Origin of the sequence: Xanthobacter versatilis, from assembly GCF_043193975.1 — a bacterium.
Classification (GTDB): domain Bacteria; phylum Pseudomonadota; class Alphaproteobacteria; order Rhizobiales; family Xanthobacteraceae; genus Xanthobacter; species Xanthobacter autotrophicus_E.
On sequence record NZ_JBAFVB010000007.1, the window covers coordinates 251,875 to 268,212 of the forward strand.

11 protein-coding genes are annotated in these 16,338 nt (G+C 60.7%); 2 read left to right on the forward strand and 9 right to left on the reverse strand.

Annotated elements, in window-relative coordinates; all coding sequences use genetic code 11:
• Nucleotides 1-13: 13 nt before the first annotated feature.
• Nucleotides 14-1,291, reverse strand: a complete 1,278-nt coding sequence (locus tag V5F66_RS15515; RefSeq protein ID WP_393999644.1) for an ABC transporter substrate-binding protein — start codon at nt 1,289-1,291, stop codon at nt 14-16.
• 129 nt (nt 1,292-1,420) lie between these two features.
• Here V5F66_RS15515 and V5F66_RS15520 point away from each other — a divergent pair, with 129 nt between their 5' ends.
• Nucleotides 1,421-2,170, forward strand: a complete 750-nt coding sequence (locus V5F66_RS15520; protein WP_393999643.1) for a GntR family transcriptional regulator — start codon at nt 1,421-1,423, stop codon at nt 2,168-2,170.
• A gap of 47 nt (nt 2,171-2,217) precedes the next feature.
• A complete protein-coding gene (locus V5F66_RS15525; protein WP_394094191.1) occupies nt 2,218-2,994 on the forward strand; it encodes an SDR family oxidoreductase in 777 nt (258 codons plus the stop codon).
• Nucleotides 2,995-3,371: 377 nt separating this feature from the next.
• Here V5F66_RS15525 and V5F66_RS15530 read toward each other — a convergent pair whose 3' ends face one another.
• The 8 genes from V5F66_RS15530 to V5F66_RS15565 form a co-directional block, all read right to left on the reverse strand.
• Complete coding sequence (locus V5F66_RS15530; RefSeq protein ID WP_445329425.1) at nt 3,372-4,109, reverse strand: nucleotidyl transferase AbiEii/AbiGii toxin family protein; 738 nt, start codon at nt 4,107-4,109, stop codon at nt 3,372-3,374.
• 164 nt (nt 4,110-4,273) lie between these two features.
• A complete protein-coding gene (locus tag V5F66_RS15535; protein ID WP_394094192.1) occupies nt 4,274-4,837 on the reverse strand; it encodes a type IV toxin-antitoxin system AbiEi family antitoxin domain-containing protein in 564 nt (187 codons plus the stop codon).
• A 281-nt stretch (nt 4,838-5,118) separates the two neighbouring features.
• Nucleotides 5,119-8,106 carry a type III restriction-modification system endonuclease gene (locus V5F66_RS15540; RefSeq protein WP_394094193.1) on the reverse strand — a complete coding sequence of 996 codons (2,988 nt, stop codon included), beginning with the start codon at nt 8,104-8,106 and terminating at the stop codon, nt 5,119-5,121.
• Between the two features lie 10 nt (nt 8,107-8,116).
• Nucleotides 8,117-10,033 carry a site-specific DNA-methyltransferase gene (locus V5F66_RS15545; RefSeq protein WP_394094194.1) on the reverse strand — a complete coding sequence of 639 codons (1,917 nt, stop codon included), beginning with the start codon at nt 10,031-10,033 and terminating at the stop codon, nt 8,117-8,119.
• Nucleotides 10,030-11,979, reverse strand: a complete 1,950-nt coding sequence (locus V5F66_RS15550) for a GmrSD restriction endonuclease domain-containing protein (RefSeq protein WP_394094195.1) — start codon at nt 11,977-11,979, stop codon at nt 10,030-10,032. The genes V5F66_RS15545 and V5F66_RS15550 overlap by 4 nt, the downstream gene beginning before the upstream one ends.
• Nucleotides 11,976-12,761, reverse strand: a complete 786-nt coding sequence (locus V5F66_RS15555; protein WP_394094196.1) for a DUF4391 domain-containing protein — start codon at nt 12,759-12,761, stop codon at nt 11,976-11,978. Before V5F66_RS15555 ends, V5F66_RS15550 begins: the two co-directional genes overlap by 4 nt.
• Nucleotides 12,758-15,925 (reverse strand): helicase-related protein, encoded by a 3,168-nt coding sequence (locus tag V5F66_RS15560; RefSeq protein WP_394094197.1) that lies wholly within the window; start codon nt 15,923-15,925, stop codon nt 12,758-12,760. The genes V5F66_RS15555 and V5F66_RS15560 overlap by 4 nt, the downstream gene beginning before the upstream one ends.
• A 41-nt stretch (nt 15,926-15,966) precedes the next feature.
• On the reverse strand, nt 15,967-16,179 hold the full coding sequence (locus tag V5F66_RS15565) for a ribbon-helix-helix domain-containing protein (RefSeq protein ID WP_394094198.1): 213 nt from the start codon (nt 16,177-16,179) through the stop codon (nt 15,967-15,969).
• Nucleotides 16,180-16,338 lie beyond the last annotated feature (159 nt).

Genomic DNA, 16,338 nt, shown 5'->3' on the forward strand with positions numbered 1-16,338 from the left:
CGTGACGACGACCTCACCCCGGGAAGGTGCAGGCGTTCTCTTCCGGCGTCGGCGCGATGGCCGAGAGCGCAGTCTCGGGACCGGGCACGGCCGGGCCGAGGATCATCAGGTCCCACTGGTCCTTCACCTCGGCCACCGGCCGGGCGGTGACGGTGTACATTTCCTGGATGAGCTGGTGGTCCCAGGCGCGGAAATAGCCCTTGCGACCCTTCAGGATGTCCAGCTCCGGCTCCTTCTCGAAGTAGCCGATGAGGTCGGCCGCCGTGGTGCTCTTGGTCTCGATCATGGCGCGGGCCACCACCTTGGTGGCCACATAGTCGCCCCAGGCCTGGTTCTCCGGCGGCTTGCCGAACTTCTTCACGAACGCCGCGACGAAGGCCTTGGAATCGGCGGTGGGCACGTCATGGTGCCAGATCAGGGGCCACAGGCCGCCGAAGGTGCCTTTGCCGGCGCCCCAGGCCACTGCCGTGTCGAAGCCGAAGCCGCCGAACGGATACTTCAGGCCGAATTCCGAATATTGTTTGATGAAGTTGGTGATCTGGTTCCCGGCAAGATTGGAGATCACCACGTCCGGCCGCACCTGCCGGATTTTCAGGAGATAGGGGGAGAAGTCGGTGGCGTCGGTGGGCACCAGCTCGTCGGCCACCACCTCGCCGCCGTTGGCCGCGATGTAGATCTTCGCCACGCGGGAGAGATCGTGGCCGAAGGCGTAGTCGGCGGTGAGGAAGAACAGCTTCTTGCCCTTCACCAGCCCGTCGCGGACCATGGCCGCGCCCACCGCCTTTACATATTGTGTGTTGGCGCCTTCCACATGGAACATGTAGCGGTTGCAATCCTTGCCGCGCAGGGCATCCGAATTGCCGCCGGTGTTCACGAACACCACCTTGTTGCGCGCCGCGACCTGCGAGATGGCCAGCGCCGAGGCGGAGGAAATCTCGCCGATGATCACCGGCACCTTGTCGCGCTCGATGTAGCGCTCCGCCTTGGAGGAGGCGGTGGCCGGGTTCACGCTGTCTTCCATCACCAGATTGATCTTGCGGCCGTTGATGCCGCCGGCGGCGTTCAGCTCCTCCACCGCGAGCTGCACGCCCATCTGCCCATAGGCGCCCAGCGGGCCGAGGAAGCCGGTGAGCGGGGTGAGGTGGCCGAAGGTGATGGTGTCGGCCTGCGCCCTTACGATGGCCGGCATGCCGACGCCGCCGAGGAGCGCGGCCGCGCCGACGCCCTTCAGCAGGGTGCGGCGGGCCAGCGGGGCAGACGCAATGGAGGTGGGATGTGACGTGTCGTTCACGGCGTGGGTCTCCTCCCTTTTGATCCGGCGTGCTGCGGAGGCGGGATTTTCCCTGTCCAACCCGCACCGGGTGATTGCCGATAGGCTCGGCTATCTGTTATCTGTGATCACACATAGCAGACGGGAAACATGGAACACAAGTCGGCATCTGCGGACGAGCGGGAGGACGGGGCAGCGGGAGAGGCGTCCGGAGGCCTCGACGCGCGCGTCGGCCGCATCGTGCGCCAGACGCTGGCGGACCAGGTCTATGGCGACCTAAAGGAGATCCTGCTCTCCGGTCGCGCCGCCCCGGGCGAGCGCTTCACCTTGCGCGGCCTTGCTGGCGCCATCGGCACCAGCGCCATGCCGGTGCGCGAGGCGGTGTCGCGCCTGGTGGCTGAGAATGCGCTGGAAGTCCTCCCCAACCGGGCGGTGCGGGTGCCGCTGATGCCGCGCGCCCGCTTCCAGGAACTGCGCCTCATCCGCTGCAGCCTCGAAGGCCTCGCCACCGAGATCGCCGTGCGCGAGGCGAGCGACGCCGAGATCGCGGAAGTGGAGCGCTTCGAGCGCCTGTTCGCCGCCGAGCGGGACAAGCCGCAGCCGGACGGCGCTGAAGCCATGCGCCACAACAAGGACCTGCATTTCGCGCTCTACCGCGCCGCCCATCTGCCCACCTTGTTCCAGATGATCGAGGGGCTGTGGCTGCAGATCGGCCCGGTGCTGAACCTCGATTTCCGCGCCGGTCCCGAGCGCGTGCGCCAGGGCGAGGCGCACATCCGCCATGCAGCCATGGTGGCCGCCCTCAAGGCCCGTGACCCGGCGGCTGCCCGGACCGCCCTCGTCGCCGATATCTGGAGCGCGGGCGACTTCATCCTGTCCCGCGATGTCCTGCCGGACTGACGCGGCTTTCACACCCAGAACAACAAGCACTTCAACGGAGAAACGCCATGGACCTCGGCATCACCGGCATCCGCGTGATCATCACCGCGGGCGCCGGGGGCATCGGCCTCGAAATCGCCCGCGCGTTCACCCGCGAGGGCGCGCGCATCGAAGTCTGCGACGTGGATCAGGCGGCGCTCGATGACCTGCCGCAGTCGGCGCCCGGCGTCACCGGCTCCGTCTGCGACGTGGCCGACCGGGCGGCGGTGCAGCGCTTCATGGATGACGCCCTCGGCCGCCTCGGCGGGCTCGACGTGCTGGTGAACAACGCGGGTATCGCCGGCCCCACCGGCCGCGTGGACCAGATCTCCCCCGAGGACTGGGACCGCACGCTGGCGGTGGACATCACCGGCCATTTCAACGTGACCCGGCTGGCCGTGCCGGCCCTGAAGCAGAGCGACAATCCCTCCATCATCGGCCTCGCCTCGGCGGCCGGGCGCTTTGGCTTTCCGCTGCGCTCGCCCTATGCGGCAGCCAAGTGGGGCGTGGTGGGCTTCATCAAGTCTCTCGCCATGGAGCTGGGCGAATTCGGCATCCGCGCCAATGCCATCCTGCCGGGCTCGGTGGACGGGCCGCGCATCCGCTCGGTGTTCGAGCACAAGGCCCGCGAGCGCAACCTGTCCATGGAGGAGGTTCAGGCCATGGCGCTCTCCGCCACCTCGCTGAAGCGCCTGATCCCCCCGCAGCATCTGGCCAACGTGGCGGTCTTCCTCGCCTCCCCGCTGGGCTCCACCATTTCCGGGCAGGCCATCGCCGTGGACGGCGATCTGCAGATGCTGGTGTAGCCGCCACCGGCCTTGCGCCAGCCCGCGCCAGCCGCCCCGGCCGGTATTCTATCTCAAGGCCCGGTGGGGCGGCCCTGCGCTCATGCGGCGGCGTTCGGATGGGCCAAAATCACTCCCACTCGATGATTAACCGGAGCGGTAAGTATTTGAATTTTCGATGAGTGTAAAACGGAGAAGTCGACGCTTACCGTCAGATATACCGTCAGATTCATACGCAATTGTTTTTCCGCAATAAATGTGGCGCAGTGCGCGGCGTCGATCTGTACGTTTGCATTATATACGAAGCGCGGGAGAAATAGCTAGAGCCGATCGCAAAAGTTCGCGATTGACTATGATAGATGGCGAAACCGTGTGCGCGTTCCGCGTTCCTCTGCAGGCTACGCATTCGATGCCCTCCAGCCTTCGCCGGGCTTCCAACGCTCATCCTTTTCAGCGGGCTCGATCAGGGGAAGCAGAAATCCGGCGAGGTCGGAGACGACGACAGCCAGGTCAGCCGGCGCCGAGGCCATTCGCTCTCGCCCCAGAAAGGCCCTCCACTGTTGCCCCCAAGCCTCCACGTAAGCATCGCTCAGACCGATAGGCTTCTCGGTTGGAAGCATGGTCTCGCGCCGTGCAAAGGTCTGGCGGATGGCCTCGGCAAGCGATGCCCGGTCAAACTCGAACGTCTGCGCGATCAGCCAGAGGTCGTAGAAATCCTTCAGCCGGCTGTTCGCGATGCCGAGCAGCACGAGCGCCTGGAATTTCTCGGCCACCACTGTCGTCACTGGATAGGCGCGCAGGCGGGGCGCCGGCGCGTCGAGCAGTGGCGGATAGACGATCTCGACTGGTCCCGGCGTGACGGCATCACCGAAACCGATGTCGACTTGAATTGGAACGCGGGCGCCGGCGATCGTCGCGAAGGTGCGCACGCGAATGCCGCCGTATTCAATGTCCTCCCGGATCGGAACAGCCGTGATCGCGACGATATCGAACTCCACGCCATCATCATCGACCGGTTGCCCGCAGATCTCGCGAAAGGCCCCGCCGATCGACTCAGGGCTGTTTTCGCCATAGCCGAGGAAATCGAGATCGCGTGTCGGCCGGAACGGGTCTTCTACCCAGGTCACGAACAGCATCGCTCCCTTCAGAACAAAGCGGTCGCGGTGGGGGTGACTGGCTCAGCCGGTAGAGAAGCCGTTCCAGCGCGTAGCGCGTCAGCAAAATCTGGAAGTCCGTGCGTTCGACGCGAGACCGGTCGAGCAGACGAGCCCGGACCGAAGCGCCGACATTTTTTCTCGGTTCACGCGCCATCGGCCACCATCGCCTCCACATAGGGCTTCATGGTCGACCAGACCTTGCCTTTGGTCCCATAGGTCCAGAGCTGGTCACTCGTGACTTTTCGCTGTCGAAGCCCCTCGCGCAGACCTTCCAGTGCGACATCCAGCCCGACCTTCGCTCGATAGCGAAAGCAATCGACGATCGTGCGCGCCGAATTTGTGATCGCCACCTCGATGCCATCGATGGCGTGCCGCTCGACACCTTCTGTCAGCAAGGCGCCGGTGAAGCGCACGAAGCGAATGGGTGGATAGTCGATCTTGGGACGCCAGGCGGTGCGATCGATGGCCACCCAAACGGCCGACGGCATTTGCAGCGTCAGCTCGTGGAACTGCAGCGCCGAGGTCAGACAGATGACGCCTTTGGGAACGAGCAGCGATGCTTCGGCCAGGACGCGCGCCGCATCACCCGAGCTATCCGCGAGCTGGTAGAGGCCGCGCGCGGGACGAACGACTTCGCCATCCCTGACAAGACGCGCCAGGGTTTCAGGCGCGATGCCGCGAGCGGCAAAGTCCTTCAGCCGCATCATGGGGCACGTCTTCAGCAGCTTGAGCGCTTGAGCGCGTTGAGAGTCCATGGCCGTAGCGATGTGATGTTTCCTCGGCAAATTCAAAATATAGCAGAGGTTTTATCACATTTACAGGAAAGGGCAAATCCGATGCGATCGCCCTTTCAAGGGGCCACCGCATCGGCGACACCAAAGCACTGGCTTCAAGCCCTAGTGGCGCCCCTTACCTCGATGACGGCGCATACTCACCCCCATTGGTGCAAGGCAATTGACGGACAGCCGCCCTCACGAACGATGCCGCCTTATGTGTGATCCATCAGGTCGTCGACGGTTCTCGCCTTTATGTAGCGAGCCGGGTTCGGCCCGGAGGCGAGCGCGCTGAAGTGCGCCTCCCCGCACGCGATCTTGCCGGCTTCGATGTCGCGCAAGTCATCGACGAAGAGACTGCCTTTGGTCTCCACGACGAAATACAGGCGCTCCTCGCCGCTGACTTCGACCAGAACCGCCCAGTCGGGGTTATAGGTACCGAGTGGAGTCGGCACTTTGAACCACCCGGGCAGCTTGGCGTAGATCTTCACAGCTTCGTTCTTTTCGAGCTGCTCGGCGAATGTCCGCTCGACACCTCCGGAATCATAGACGACGTGCTCGAAGACCGACTTCTGCGCGTCCTTGAGCATGTTGCGCAAATAGCCGGTCAGCTCCTCCTGCGCAAAAAGCTCCTGCGCGTAATAGTGCTCGTCGCCGATCCGCTGATATTTAATGCCGTCCACGATCGCCAAACGCTTCGTCCGGTTGATCACTTCACCAGCGATCTCGATGAACGCCTGCGGATTGCGCTTGAAGTCGATCAAGCGGCCGCACTCGGTCAGAATGCGGACGAGGCTCTTGCGGGTGAGTTGGGTCCGGTCCTGAAGATCGGTCAGCACGTCGGGCAGGACGATATCGCCTTCCTCGATCGTGATGATGGTTCCGCTGTTCTTGTCGTGCTCCTTGGCCTCGACACCACCCTGCCCAATGGAAAGATCGGCCTTCCTGACCCGCACCCGAGCTTTCGACACCGGCGGGCCATTGGCGATGGCCTTGGCACAATCGGTGATCAGCTTCTCGTTGTCGAAGTGAACGCGATACGTCGTCTTATGTTTGATGCGATCCCAGAGCGCCTGGAACTCGGCGCTTTCGAGAATGGCCTGCCGTGTCTTGACGGTGACGCGCTCGTCGGCATTCTTGATGTCGAGCTTCCCGGCGACCTTCTTCAGCACGTCACAAACCGCGCCAAGATGGGCGGCGAGCGCCACCGGCAGCGCGAGCGTTCCGTCCTTCAAGGCGGTGCGCAGCGTGTGCTGCACTTTGCCCTTGGTGTCGACGAAGCCCTCAGCCTTCAAATGATCGAAGATGGCGGCGGATTCCTCGAAACCCAGCATTCCGGTCGAGCCGTCCGAGTTGACCACGGGGATTGTCGCGAACTGGTGCTTCTCGACAATGCCGAACTTAATGCCGGTGTCCTTCTCGATCTCCTTCTGCAGATTCTCGGCGAAGTCCTCATAGCTCTCGGTGGCGATGACGGTCAGCGTGTTGATGTCGAAGCCGCGCAGGCGTTCGCCATTCTGGTTCACGCACAGTCTAAGACCACGGCCGATGGTTTGCCGCCGCTCGCGCTCGGTGCCGATCTCGCGGAGCGCACAGATCTGGAAGACGTTGGGATTGTCCCACCCCTCCTTCAGGGCCGAGTGCGAAAAGATGAACTTCAGCTTCGTCTCGAAGCTGAGCAGCTTCTCCTTGTCCTTCATGATCAGGTTATAGGCACGCTCGGCATTGTCGCGGCCTGCCTGATTGTTGTCGGCCGTATCGGTCCAGCGCCGCGCCTTGTCGATCGAAAAATAGCCGTCGTGCACCTCTTCGGCTTCCGAAGTAACGTCGACCTCCTTGAACAGGCTTACGAAGTCGGGAAGCTTCGCTGCGCGGCGATACTCTTCCTCGAAGATGCGGGCATATTTGCCCTTCACGGGATTTCCATCGGCGTCGTAGGACCGGTAGTGCTCGACCGCATCGATGAAGAACAGGCTCAGCACCTTGATGCCGAGCGGCGCCAAGCGCTTCTCCTTTACCAGATGCTCGTGGATCGTGCGGCGGATCATCAGGCGCTTCAGTGCGTCGGCATCAACATCGCCGACGGCTTGGCCGGGCTGGAGAAACTCTTCACTCCCCGGCAGCTTCACCTCCAGGAGCTGATTGTCCCGTCCGGCGCGGATCTCGCCGATCCGGCAATCGGCGTAAATCGCGCGCTTGGTCAGTTCCTCCAGATCGTAGCCATCCTGAACTGTCACCTCCTGGCGACGCACTTGTTTGCCATCGAGCACGTCGATTTCAACGCGCGCGGTGATGGTTCCCTTGGCGTTGCTGGCGGAGACGAAACGGACATAGGCCTTGTTGTGCCCGCCCTCCACTTCGAGCGAGGCGACTTCGATCTGCTTGACCAGCTTGCGCTCGTAGGCGTCGACCGCGTCCAGGCGGAACACCATGTGATGCTTGTCGACGTGGGTCGCCGAATAGCGCAACGTGCAAAGCGGATTCATCTCGTCGAGGGCGTTCTTGCCCGCGCCAGACAGGCCGCCGTCGACGCTCTGCGGTTCGTCCACGATCAAGATCGGCCGGGTCGCGCGGATGAGGTCGATCGGCCGTTCGCCGCCCGTCTTCTCGCTGTCCTTGTAGAGGTTGTTCACGTCCTTCTTGTTGATGGCGCCGACCGTAACCACCATGATCTGGATGTTGGGGCTGGTCGCGAAATTGCGCACCTGGCCGAGCTTGGCGGAATCGTAGAGAAAATAGTCGAAGGGCTGGCCCGAATAGAGGCCCTTGAAATGCTCCTCGGTGATCTGGAGCGTCTTGTAGACGCCCTCCTTGATCGCGACCGACGGCACGACGATGACGAATTTGGTGAAGCCGTAGAGCTTGTTCAGCTCGAAGATGGTGCGGAGATAGACATAGGTCTTGCCCGTGCCGGTCTCCATTTCCACCGTGAAGTCGCCAGAGGTCAGCGCGGCGGATGGCGCCAAGCCATTGCGGAGCTGGATATCCTTCAGATTGGCGGTGATCTCGTCGTCCAGCAGCGTAAGCCGGTTACCGATGCCGAGTTCGCTTTCGACCAGACCGAGTTCGCCCTGTAGTCCGCCCGCCTCCTGCCGGGTGACGGTGAACTCGGTGCGGTTGATCTCCTGGCCACGGAACAGGTCCGCGACAGCCTCGATCGCGCGTTTCTGGTAATCGAGATCGGGTTCGAAATGCAGCTTCATCGAACCGTCCTCACAGGCTGCGAACGTCGGCGATGCCGGCCTGATTCAGGATCGCGGCCATGTTGGTCTTGGCGATATCGTCGGCGAAGCCGGTATCCTTGAACACGACGCGCGTGTCGACGGCCGGCGCCAGCGCCTTCCGCCAATCGACGATACCTTTCGCGAGTTCCTCAACCACGCCTTTCGTCAATCCGTCCGAAAGGCAGACGATCAACGCTCCGCCACCAATGGAATGAACTGTCTTGCCTGCTATCGTCTTTGTCTCGACCGGCACGCAGAGATCGAGGCCGAGCTTGAGTAAGAGCTCATAAAGCACGTCTCGCTCTTTGCGACCCTGCACGAGATGTTCGGCATTCTTCAGAAGACTGTCTTCGAGATCCGAGGCGTCAGGCTCCCACGCGCGGATGTTTGAAGCTGCGAGTTTGAAGACGCGAAAGCCAAAGTCCAAGGCTCTGTCACCGGTTGAGATTCTTTCAGCCGCGCGCGTCACACGGGCTTTCGTAATGTCAAACACAGTCTTGTAGTCTGTCCTCCCGGTTGGCTCGGGAAGTTGCACCAATAACCAGCGTCGGTTGCCCGAGTCTGCCAAATTGGCATTCATTACGGCTTGCCCAGTTGTCCCCGATCCGGCAAAGAAGTCCAACACAATATCATCTGCGTCCGGCTTAGTGGCGAGTTCTATCATTCTCTCAATCAGTCGGGGCGGTTTAGGCGTTTCGAAGGCCGCTTCTGGTATGAGATCAAGCAATATACGCTTAGCATCCTGATTATCACCGACGTCAGTACGAAGCCAAAGCGTGTCAGGTACGAGACCAGTCCCAACTTCCTTCAAAAAGACCTTCAGGCGAGGCTTGTCGAGGTCGTTATTCTTTCCCCACCAGAGCCGCTTTTCCTCTACGTGTTTTTGATGCGTCGGCTCTTCGTAGCCCCACACTCGTGTTTCACTTGGGAACACCCGCTCCGTCCTCGATGGGTGTTCGATGCCGTAATATAGGTTTGGCCGCTCAGAGCGGGTCTTGTTGCAGGTGTAAACGACAGATTGCCAAGGTCCGCGAGGATCGTTATCCGGATTTGCGTAGCCGCCAAGCTGCTCCTGCGTCCGCTCAAGGAGGTTCGGCCTCCACGCATCCTTACTCTTAGCAAATACAAGGATGTGATCGTGGCTTGTGCTGAACCAAGTAGCATCATTTTGCTTGGCGTATTTTTTCTGCCATACGACATTCGCGACAAAATTTTCTTCGCCGAAAATCTCGTTCGCAATTTCTCGCAAATTCGCAACCTCGGTGTCATCGATGGTTACAAATATTACACCATTATTGTGCAACAAGTTCCTCGCCAGTTTTAAGCGAGGATACATCATATTTATCCAATTTGTGTGAAATCGTCCCGAAAAGTCCGTATTGGAACTTAATCTCCGCCCATCATCGTCTATTTGCGAAGTTATTTCGAGATAGTTTCCAATACCGTCCCTAAAATTGTCTGGATATACAAAATCCTTTCCCGTGTTGTAGGGCGGATCGATATAAATCAGCTTCACTTTTCCGGCGTAGCTCTTTTGCAAGAGTTTCAGCACCTCGAGGTTGTCGCCCTCGATCATCAGGTTCCGCGTCGTATCCCAGTCGAGGCTTTCTTCCGGGCAAGGGAGCAACGTCCCCGCCGACGGGGTCAGCGCGATCTGCCGGGCGCGGCGCTTGCCATGCCAGTTCAGCCCGTACTTCTCCTCGCGCTCGTCCACAGAGCCGCCAAGCAGCGCCTTCAGCACCTCGAAGTCGATCTTCCCTTCGGTGAAGGCGTCGGGGAACAGGGACTTCAGCACCTCGACGTTGCCGGAGATGATATCGGCGCTCTTGGTCTCGGGGCTCTCGGCATCAAGTTTCTTCATTTTTTCCAACTCAATCAGGTGCAAACGAGGCAAAGCAGTGGTCACGCCGCTTCCAGGTGCAGAATTTCGGTTTCGACATAGGTGCGGAAATCAGCCGAGGACGTGAAGCAGCGGAATCCCGCCTTGCTCGCCAGGGCGAGGATCTCCGGGCCTTCATTGAGCAACACGGCGATCGGAGCGCTCAAGCCAGGCTGCAGACCGTCCGGCCACGCCAGATCGAACAGCGCCTTTTGCGCACCCGTGACAGGATCTGCGTAGTCGAAGCCGAGCAGGCCACGCGGCAAGGCTTGGCCGTCGACCCAATCGTTGAGGGCTTCGAGTTCAGCTTCCTCGACCTCGCTCGTGATGCCGCCCGCAGTCTGTGTCTCGGCTTCCGTCACCGGCGCTGCCGTGCCGAGCCAGCGGGTATCGCCATGGAGCAAATCCTCGAAGCGCCGATTCGCCTCTTCAGCCAGCAACGCCTTGCGGGCTTCGAGAAAATCGAGGTAGTGCTCGATCTTCCACAGTGCGGGTTCGGCCGGTATCCACTGCGACGCCAGCGCTCCGGGGTGTCGCGCCTCGACCTCCGGGAAATACTCCTCCGGCAAACGATCGCTGATGTTGAGGTTCGTGTCCTTGGTCAGGAAGCAGAAATTGCCAAGCGCGTTCACGTCGGCCCGGCGGTGTTTCAGCTTGTAGAGCTGCGCCTTGGGGAAGATGTGATGCACCTCCAGGCGGCTCATTTTGCCGAGCAGGCTGGCGCGCAGAGGCAACCCCGTCCCCCAATCCCGCGCCTCGCCCATGCGGGTCAGCATATAGAGCACCGGATAGAAGCGCGCGCCGAGGCTCCAGCCGGTGAAGTGGCCGGCTTCAACCCGAAGCCCGCCATGCCAGAGCCGAAGCTGTTCCAGCAGCGTGTCCAGGCCGCCGTTCGGCCCTTCGAGGGCGGCCAAATCCTGATCGATGAAGGTCTCCGTCGAGCCCGAAAAGCGCCCCCACATGCCGGCTTGCGCGAACCAGAACAGGAGTTTGTCGCGCTCCTTGGCGTCCAGCGCTCCCTTCGTCTTGTCCATGTAGCGCACCATGACGGGCACGCCGAAGCGCCCGAAGAACACCTGGTCATGATCGAGCCCGAGGCGCCCGGCGATGAAGTTCAAGCTCGCATCGATATGCTTACCGGCGCGCTTCAAGCCATCCTGAATGTCGAGCGCGCCCTTGTCGTGGAGATAGCTGAACTTGGCCTCTCCGGTCAGGACCGTGTTGACGGAGCGTAGCAGCCAATCGAGGTTGAATTGGTAGCCGGCGGCCGTCCATTCCTTCAGCTTGGCCTTCATGGAGTCGCGCGCTTCCGGCCATTCGGCACAGATCTTCGCGAGCGCCAAATCACCCTTCGACAGCTTGGTGCCGCCGCTGTTCACCCGGTTGAAAATATCGACGACGACATCCAGGGTCTTGTCCTGGCCGGTGACCTCCTCGACGTGCAGATCGATCTCGGTGACGCCGAGCAGAGCGCCAAGCCGGCCGACATAAGCGCCGACATTCGCCACATGGGCGGGATCGGCGGAAAGCTGAGCGATCAATGCCCCAAGCCCGGCGTTCCCCGCCTTCATCAGGGCGGTCACATCGATCCATAGCGGATCGTCCTGCATCTTGACCGGCTGGTAAAAGGCGAAGGTCTCTGTTCCGAGATGGAACCGTAAGCCACTGAAGGCCTGGGTGTTGCCATCGAAGAATTTCGGCGGATCCCCGCGCACCACACCGTAGAGCGATGTCATGCGTTGCTGACCGTCGAGCAGGAGTTTGACGATGCCTGCCGCGATCGGGCCGTCGCCGCGATGCGCGGCCGTTTTAGCCTCCGTTGCCCACACAAGCAGGCCACCGACCGGATGCCGACGGTACAGCGAGTCGAACAGGCCGCGAACCTGATCGCGGTTCCAGACATAGCCACGCTGGAATTCAGGCAGCGCCATGTGCCCACTGTCAATATGGTCCAGAATCGTGGAAATCTTCATTCGCCATCCCCCAACATCGACCGCTTGGCTCGATCGATGGCGGCTTCGACCGCCTTGATTTTCTGATTCAAATCAACCCGTTGACTAATCTGTTTGGCGCGGCCCGCCTGCGCCCGCAACTGTGCGATCTCGCGCAAAAGCCGAGCGTGCTCTTCCAGCGCCGAGCGACGACGATCGATCCGATCGGCTACACTGGCGAGGACGAATTGGCCCGAGACGCGCGCGGCGTTCAGCGCCTCGATCCGAACCAGCCACCCGTCGTACACCGTCGATAGATCGCGTGCGGGTTGCTGTGCGAGTGCCAGGCTTTCCAGGAATGACCGTTCGATCGCCGACGGTGCGCCAGGATCGATCTCGTCCGCGAGCACGATGCGTTCGACCACGATCTTGTTGCCCTCGTTCTGAGCCGCCCGCTTAGGTGCGACCGACAAGGCCGCGTGCGAGCCCGACAGAGTGATCAGCAGAACCGGATAGGGAATGGCACGATGAATGAGTTCCGTTAGGCGGGGCGAGCGGGCCTCCGGCCGAAGTATCGCGGATAGGACTGCAATCTCCGAATAGTTCCGGCCTTCGTGCACGAATGCCGGTATGGCGACGGTGTTGGGCTTGAGAGCCGCGATCCACTGCATCTCTTCGATGCCGTCTTGAATCGCCCGCTTGTCGGTCGCCGTCGGCGCACCCTGCTCAAGCAGCGCCTTCTTCGGCACGCGCATGTCAAGGCGCGCGCCCGGCGGCAAATCCAGAGCCGTTATGATCGGGTCAGTTGCCGCCACCTCCGTCATGGCGCCACGTCCGTCGTCGGAGCCAGAGCCACCAAAAACGCGATAACCTCGAAGTCATTGACGCCGGCAAACTCCCCCTTCACCGCGTGGGTGCCACCCATTTGGAACAGGCTGGCAACCGCTCGCTCTTCACGTTTGCCGACAATCGTACCGACGGCGCGGGCGAGCAGCTTGCGGTAGGGCTCCATGTCGCGACCGGCGCGCGTGGCCTTGTCGAATCGACCATAAGCCGCCTGGTCCGGCTGGTCACGGCCGAGACTGAGCTTCTTCAGACGATCGAGCACCTGCTTCGCCTGCGTGTAGGGAAGCAGGACTTCTCCATCCTCTCCGACATGAACAACGTAATGGGGCGCCAGCGGATAGCCCGGCTCGACGACGGAGGAAGCTGTCTCGCCAACAGCCCTCAAACAGAAGATGACACCCGGCGGAACTGGGCTCTCTCCGTCGTCGGGAGCCTCTGTGACGGCATAGGTGCCGAGCGGCAACGCATCGAGCCGCTCCCGATTGGCACCCAGATAGCCCGCCAGATCGATCCGGAAATCGTTGAGTGTGAGATCCGCGATGGAAACGCCACTGGACAAGTCCTCGAGATCGATCACGGCGTCCTGCAGCTTCTGAAGCTGCGCGCGACGGTATTCCAGATCGTTCATCTCGTTGCCCGCCTGGAACTCGATGACGTTCTCCTCGCCGGTTGCCGACACATCAAGGAGCATCATGCGCCCGCTGACGCGGGATTCGAGGTCGAGGTACTCGTCCAACTCCATATTCGGCCAGAAGTTGACCAACTGAATCCTAGCGTTTCGGGAGCCGATCCGGTCGATGCGGCCAAATCGTTGGATGATCCGGACAGGGTTCCAATGGATATCGTAATTGACGAGGTAATCGCAGTCCTGAAGGTTCTGACCTTCCGAAATACAGTCCGTGGCTATCAGAAGATCGATTTCTCCCTCGGCGACAAGCTCTGCCGGCCGTTCTTTGGACCTTGGAGAGAAAGCGCTCAGAATGCTGCTCATATCCCCGCGAACGCCCGGCAATGTGGTCTTATTCGCCCCAGCGCCGGTAACGACCGCGCTATGTAGGCTAAGTGCCGAGGGCGCCCAATCGGCCAACTCGCGATAGAGATAGTCAGCCGTATCGGCGAACGCCGTGAACAGCAAAATCTTCCGGTTGTCCGGGTTTATCGGATTACGAACCTTCTCAACGACAAGCCGTTTGAGCGCAGCCAACTTGGCATCCCGTTTGGGGATAACAAGACGCGCGGCCGATAGAAGCGCCGCCAAACGTTCATGGTCCTCGACAAGATCCTGTCGCCAGCGAATACGGTCAACGTCCTGGAGAAGCACCTTGACCTTTCGGCCGACGAGCAGCGGCTCGAATGCGGGATCGTCCACATCCACGTCGTCAATCGGGATTTCCTCGATCGCGTCGTCATGGGAGTCGATTTTGGCGAGCAGTGCATCAACGTCCGCAAGTTGGCGTTCGATGGTCAGGGAGAACGACGCAACGGAACTCTCCATGCGCTTCAGGATATTCACACGCAGGAGGTGGGTGAGGCTTTCCTCGCGGTCGAGCTGCCGGAAGAACTGATCGCCACCTCGAATCTTTGTACTGTACTTCTCGTCATACGCAGCCTGCTTGTGTGGCAGCACGTATCGCAGTGGCGCGTAGGCACCGAGAGTAAGGCGACGAATTTCGTTGTTGACCTCGCGAATAGGCCGAAACTCACCCGTGAGATCAACGTCCGCCTTGATGTTCACCGGCGGCAGCCGGTCAGGAAACTGCCCCGTTTCCTCAATCCCATAATAGCGTTGCACATGCTTTCGTGACCTGGCGATCGTCAACATGTCGAGCAACTTGAAATAATCAAAGCCGAGCATGTCCATAAGCTTAGCGGGCCGGCGTTCGCTTTCCGAAAGGTCGAGCCAACGATTGAACTGCCCTTGCGCTTTCCGGATCGTCGCTGCGATGCTTGGAATGCCATTGGCCGCAAGAGCCACGTCATTCCCTTCTGTTACAAATGCGATTTGGTTCTTGAGGTCGGCAAGACGGTTGTTGACCGGCGTTGCAGACAGCATCAGCACCTTGGTCTTCACCCCCGACAGAATGATCCGTTTCATGAGATGGTCGTAGCGGCTGTCGCGGTCCTTATGGGTCGGCTTGTTCCTGAAGTTGTGCGACTCGTCGATGACCACGAGGTCGTAATTGCCCCAGTTTACGTGAGCAAGATCAATGTCGCCGGATACACCGCCATCGCGCGACAGATCCGTGTGGTTCAAAACATCATAATTGAACCGATCTGAAGCCAGAATGTTTCGGCGGTCATTTGCCTTATAAAGGGTCCAATTATCACGAAGGCGCTTCGGGCAAAGCACGAGAACGCGATCATTGCGAAGCTCATAGTACTTTACAACTGCGAGCGCTTCGAATGTCTTTCCGAGGCCAACACTGTCAGCAATAATGCAGCCGCCGATCCTCTCCAATTTGTCGATCGCACCCACCACCCCATCGCGTTGGAAGCGAAACAGCTTCTTCCACACGACGGTGTTTCGAATGCCCGTCGCCGACTTGATGATCCGCTCCTCGTCGAGCTCATCACCCAGGTCCTTGAAGACTTGATAGAGTATCTGGAAATAGACGAGAGATGGCGCGCGCTGCGAGGCGATTTCCTCCAGTGCGTTCAGAAAGTGGGCCTTCGCCGATGGGCTCGCCTCGATGTCCTCCCAGTTCGAGCGAAACCATTCCGAAAAATCAGCGGTCTCGGCATCCGACTCGGTTGCTTGAACCAACCCCAATCGACCGCTCGGGGTGACACCCAGACCATCGGACGTGAATGAGCATGTCCCGACCATGGCCCGGCGGAAGTCGGGTTTGCCGTTGACGAGTACTAGCGACTGTGGCGGTGTTCGACGTGCGTGCCGAATCTCAACCCGCTTCCGCGCCCATTCGGCGACGAGACGGGCGAGCCAACGCCCTTGAAGTTGTCCCCGGAAGACGATGTCAGCTTCACCGCCGAGAAGGCTGGGAAGAACGGAACTGGCGTCTCCCAGCAACAGCCGGCATCGCTCGATTCGATCGAGAACGCCTCGAAGCTCGGCAAATGCAAGCAGTGAAAAGGACGGGGAAACGATGTCTATGAGAGCGCCCTGATCCAGCCATTCGCGCAATCTGTCGATGGCACGGTCCGTCCCGCTGTTCCTAATAAGCCTCATGCCTCACCACCCTTCCGAGGGGGTCTAGACATAGACGATGGGCCACGGGGTTCGGACGAGCTTTCGATGAATTGTCGGATCGCCTGGCGGATGACCCACGAAACCGAAGCGTCCCTCGATAGCGCGATCTGGCACAGAGTCTGATAATCTTGTTCTTCCAGACTCACGGTCAGTCGCGTTGCCTTGCGCGGACGCTCGTTCATTTCCATCCCCACGGTTCCTCATATCAACCTACCGGCTCGCGCATCAGACTTCAACAAAGTGATGCACTTTTCACCAGAAGGGTGCCCGAAGCCGTGCTGCATGGGCTGAACAAGATGAGCCGAAGCGCGAATGGAAGTGTTCGGCACTCGTATGGGGAATGCTGC

Coding starts and splice junctions, on each gene's coding strand:
- V5F66_RS15530 (WP_445329425.1), bottom strand. CDS start 4,109: ATGCTGTTCGTGACCTGGGTAGAAGACCCGTTCCGGCCGACACGCGAT.
- V5F66_RS15540 (WP_394094193.1), bottom strand. CDS start 8,106: ATGAAGCTGCATTTCGAACCCGATCTCGATTACCAGAAACGCGCGATC.
- V5F66_RS15565 (WP_394094198.1), bottom strand. CDS start 16,179: ATGGAAATGAACGAGCGTCCGCGCAAGGCAACGCGACTGACCGTGAGT.
- V5F66_RS15550 (WP_394094195.1), bottom strand. CDS start 11,979: ATGAAGATTTCCACGATTCTGGACCATATTGACAGTGGGCACATGGCG.
- V5F66_RS15520 (WP_393999643.1), top strand. CDS start 1,421: ATGGAACACAAGTCGGCATCTGCGGACGAGCGGGAGGACGGGGCAGCG.
- V5F66_RS15535 (WP_394094192.1), bottom strand. CDS start 4,837: ATGATGCGGCTGAAGGACTTTGCCGCTCGCGGCATCGCGCCTGAAACC.
- V5F66_RS15555 (WP_394094196.1), bottom strand. CDS start 12,761: ATGACGGAGGTGGCGGCAACTGACCCGATCATAACGGCTCTGGATTTG.
- V5F66_RS15525 (WP_394094191.1), top strand. CDS start 2,218: ATGGACCTCGGCATCACCGGCATCCGCGTGATCATCACCGCGGGCGCC.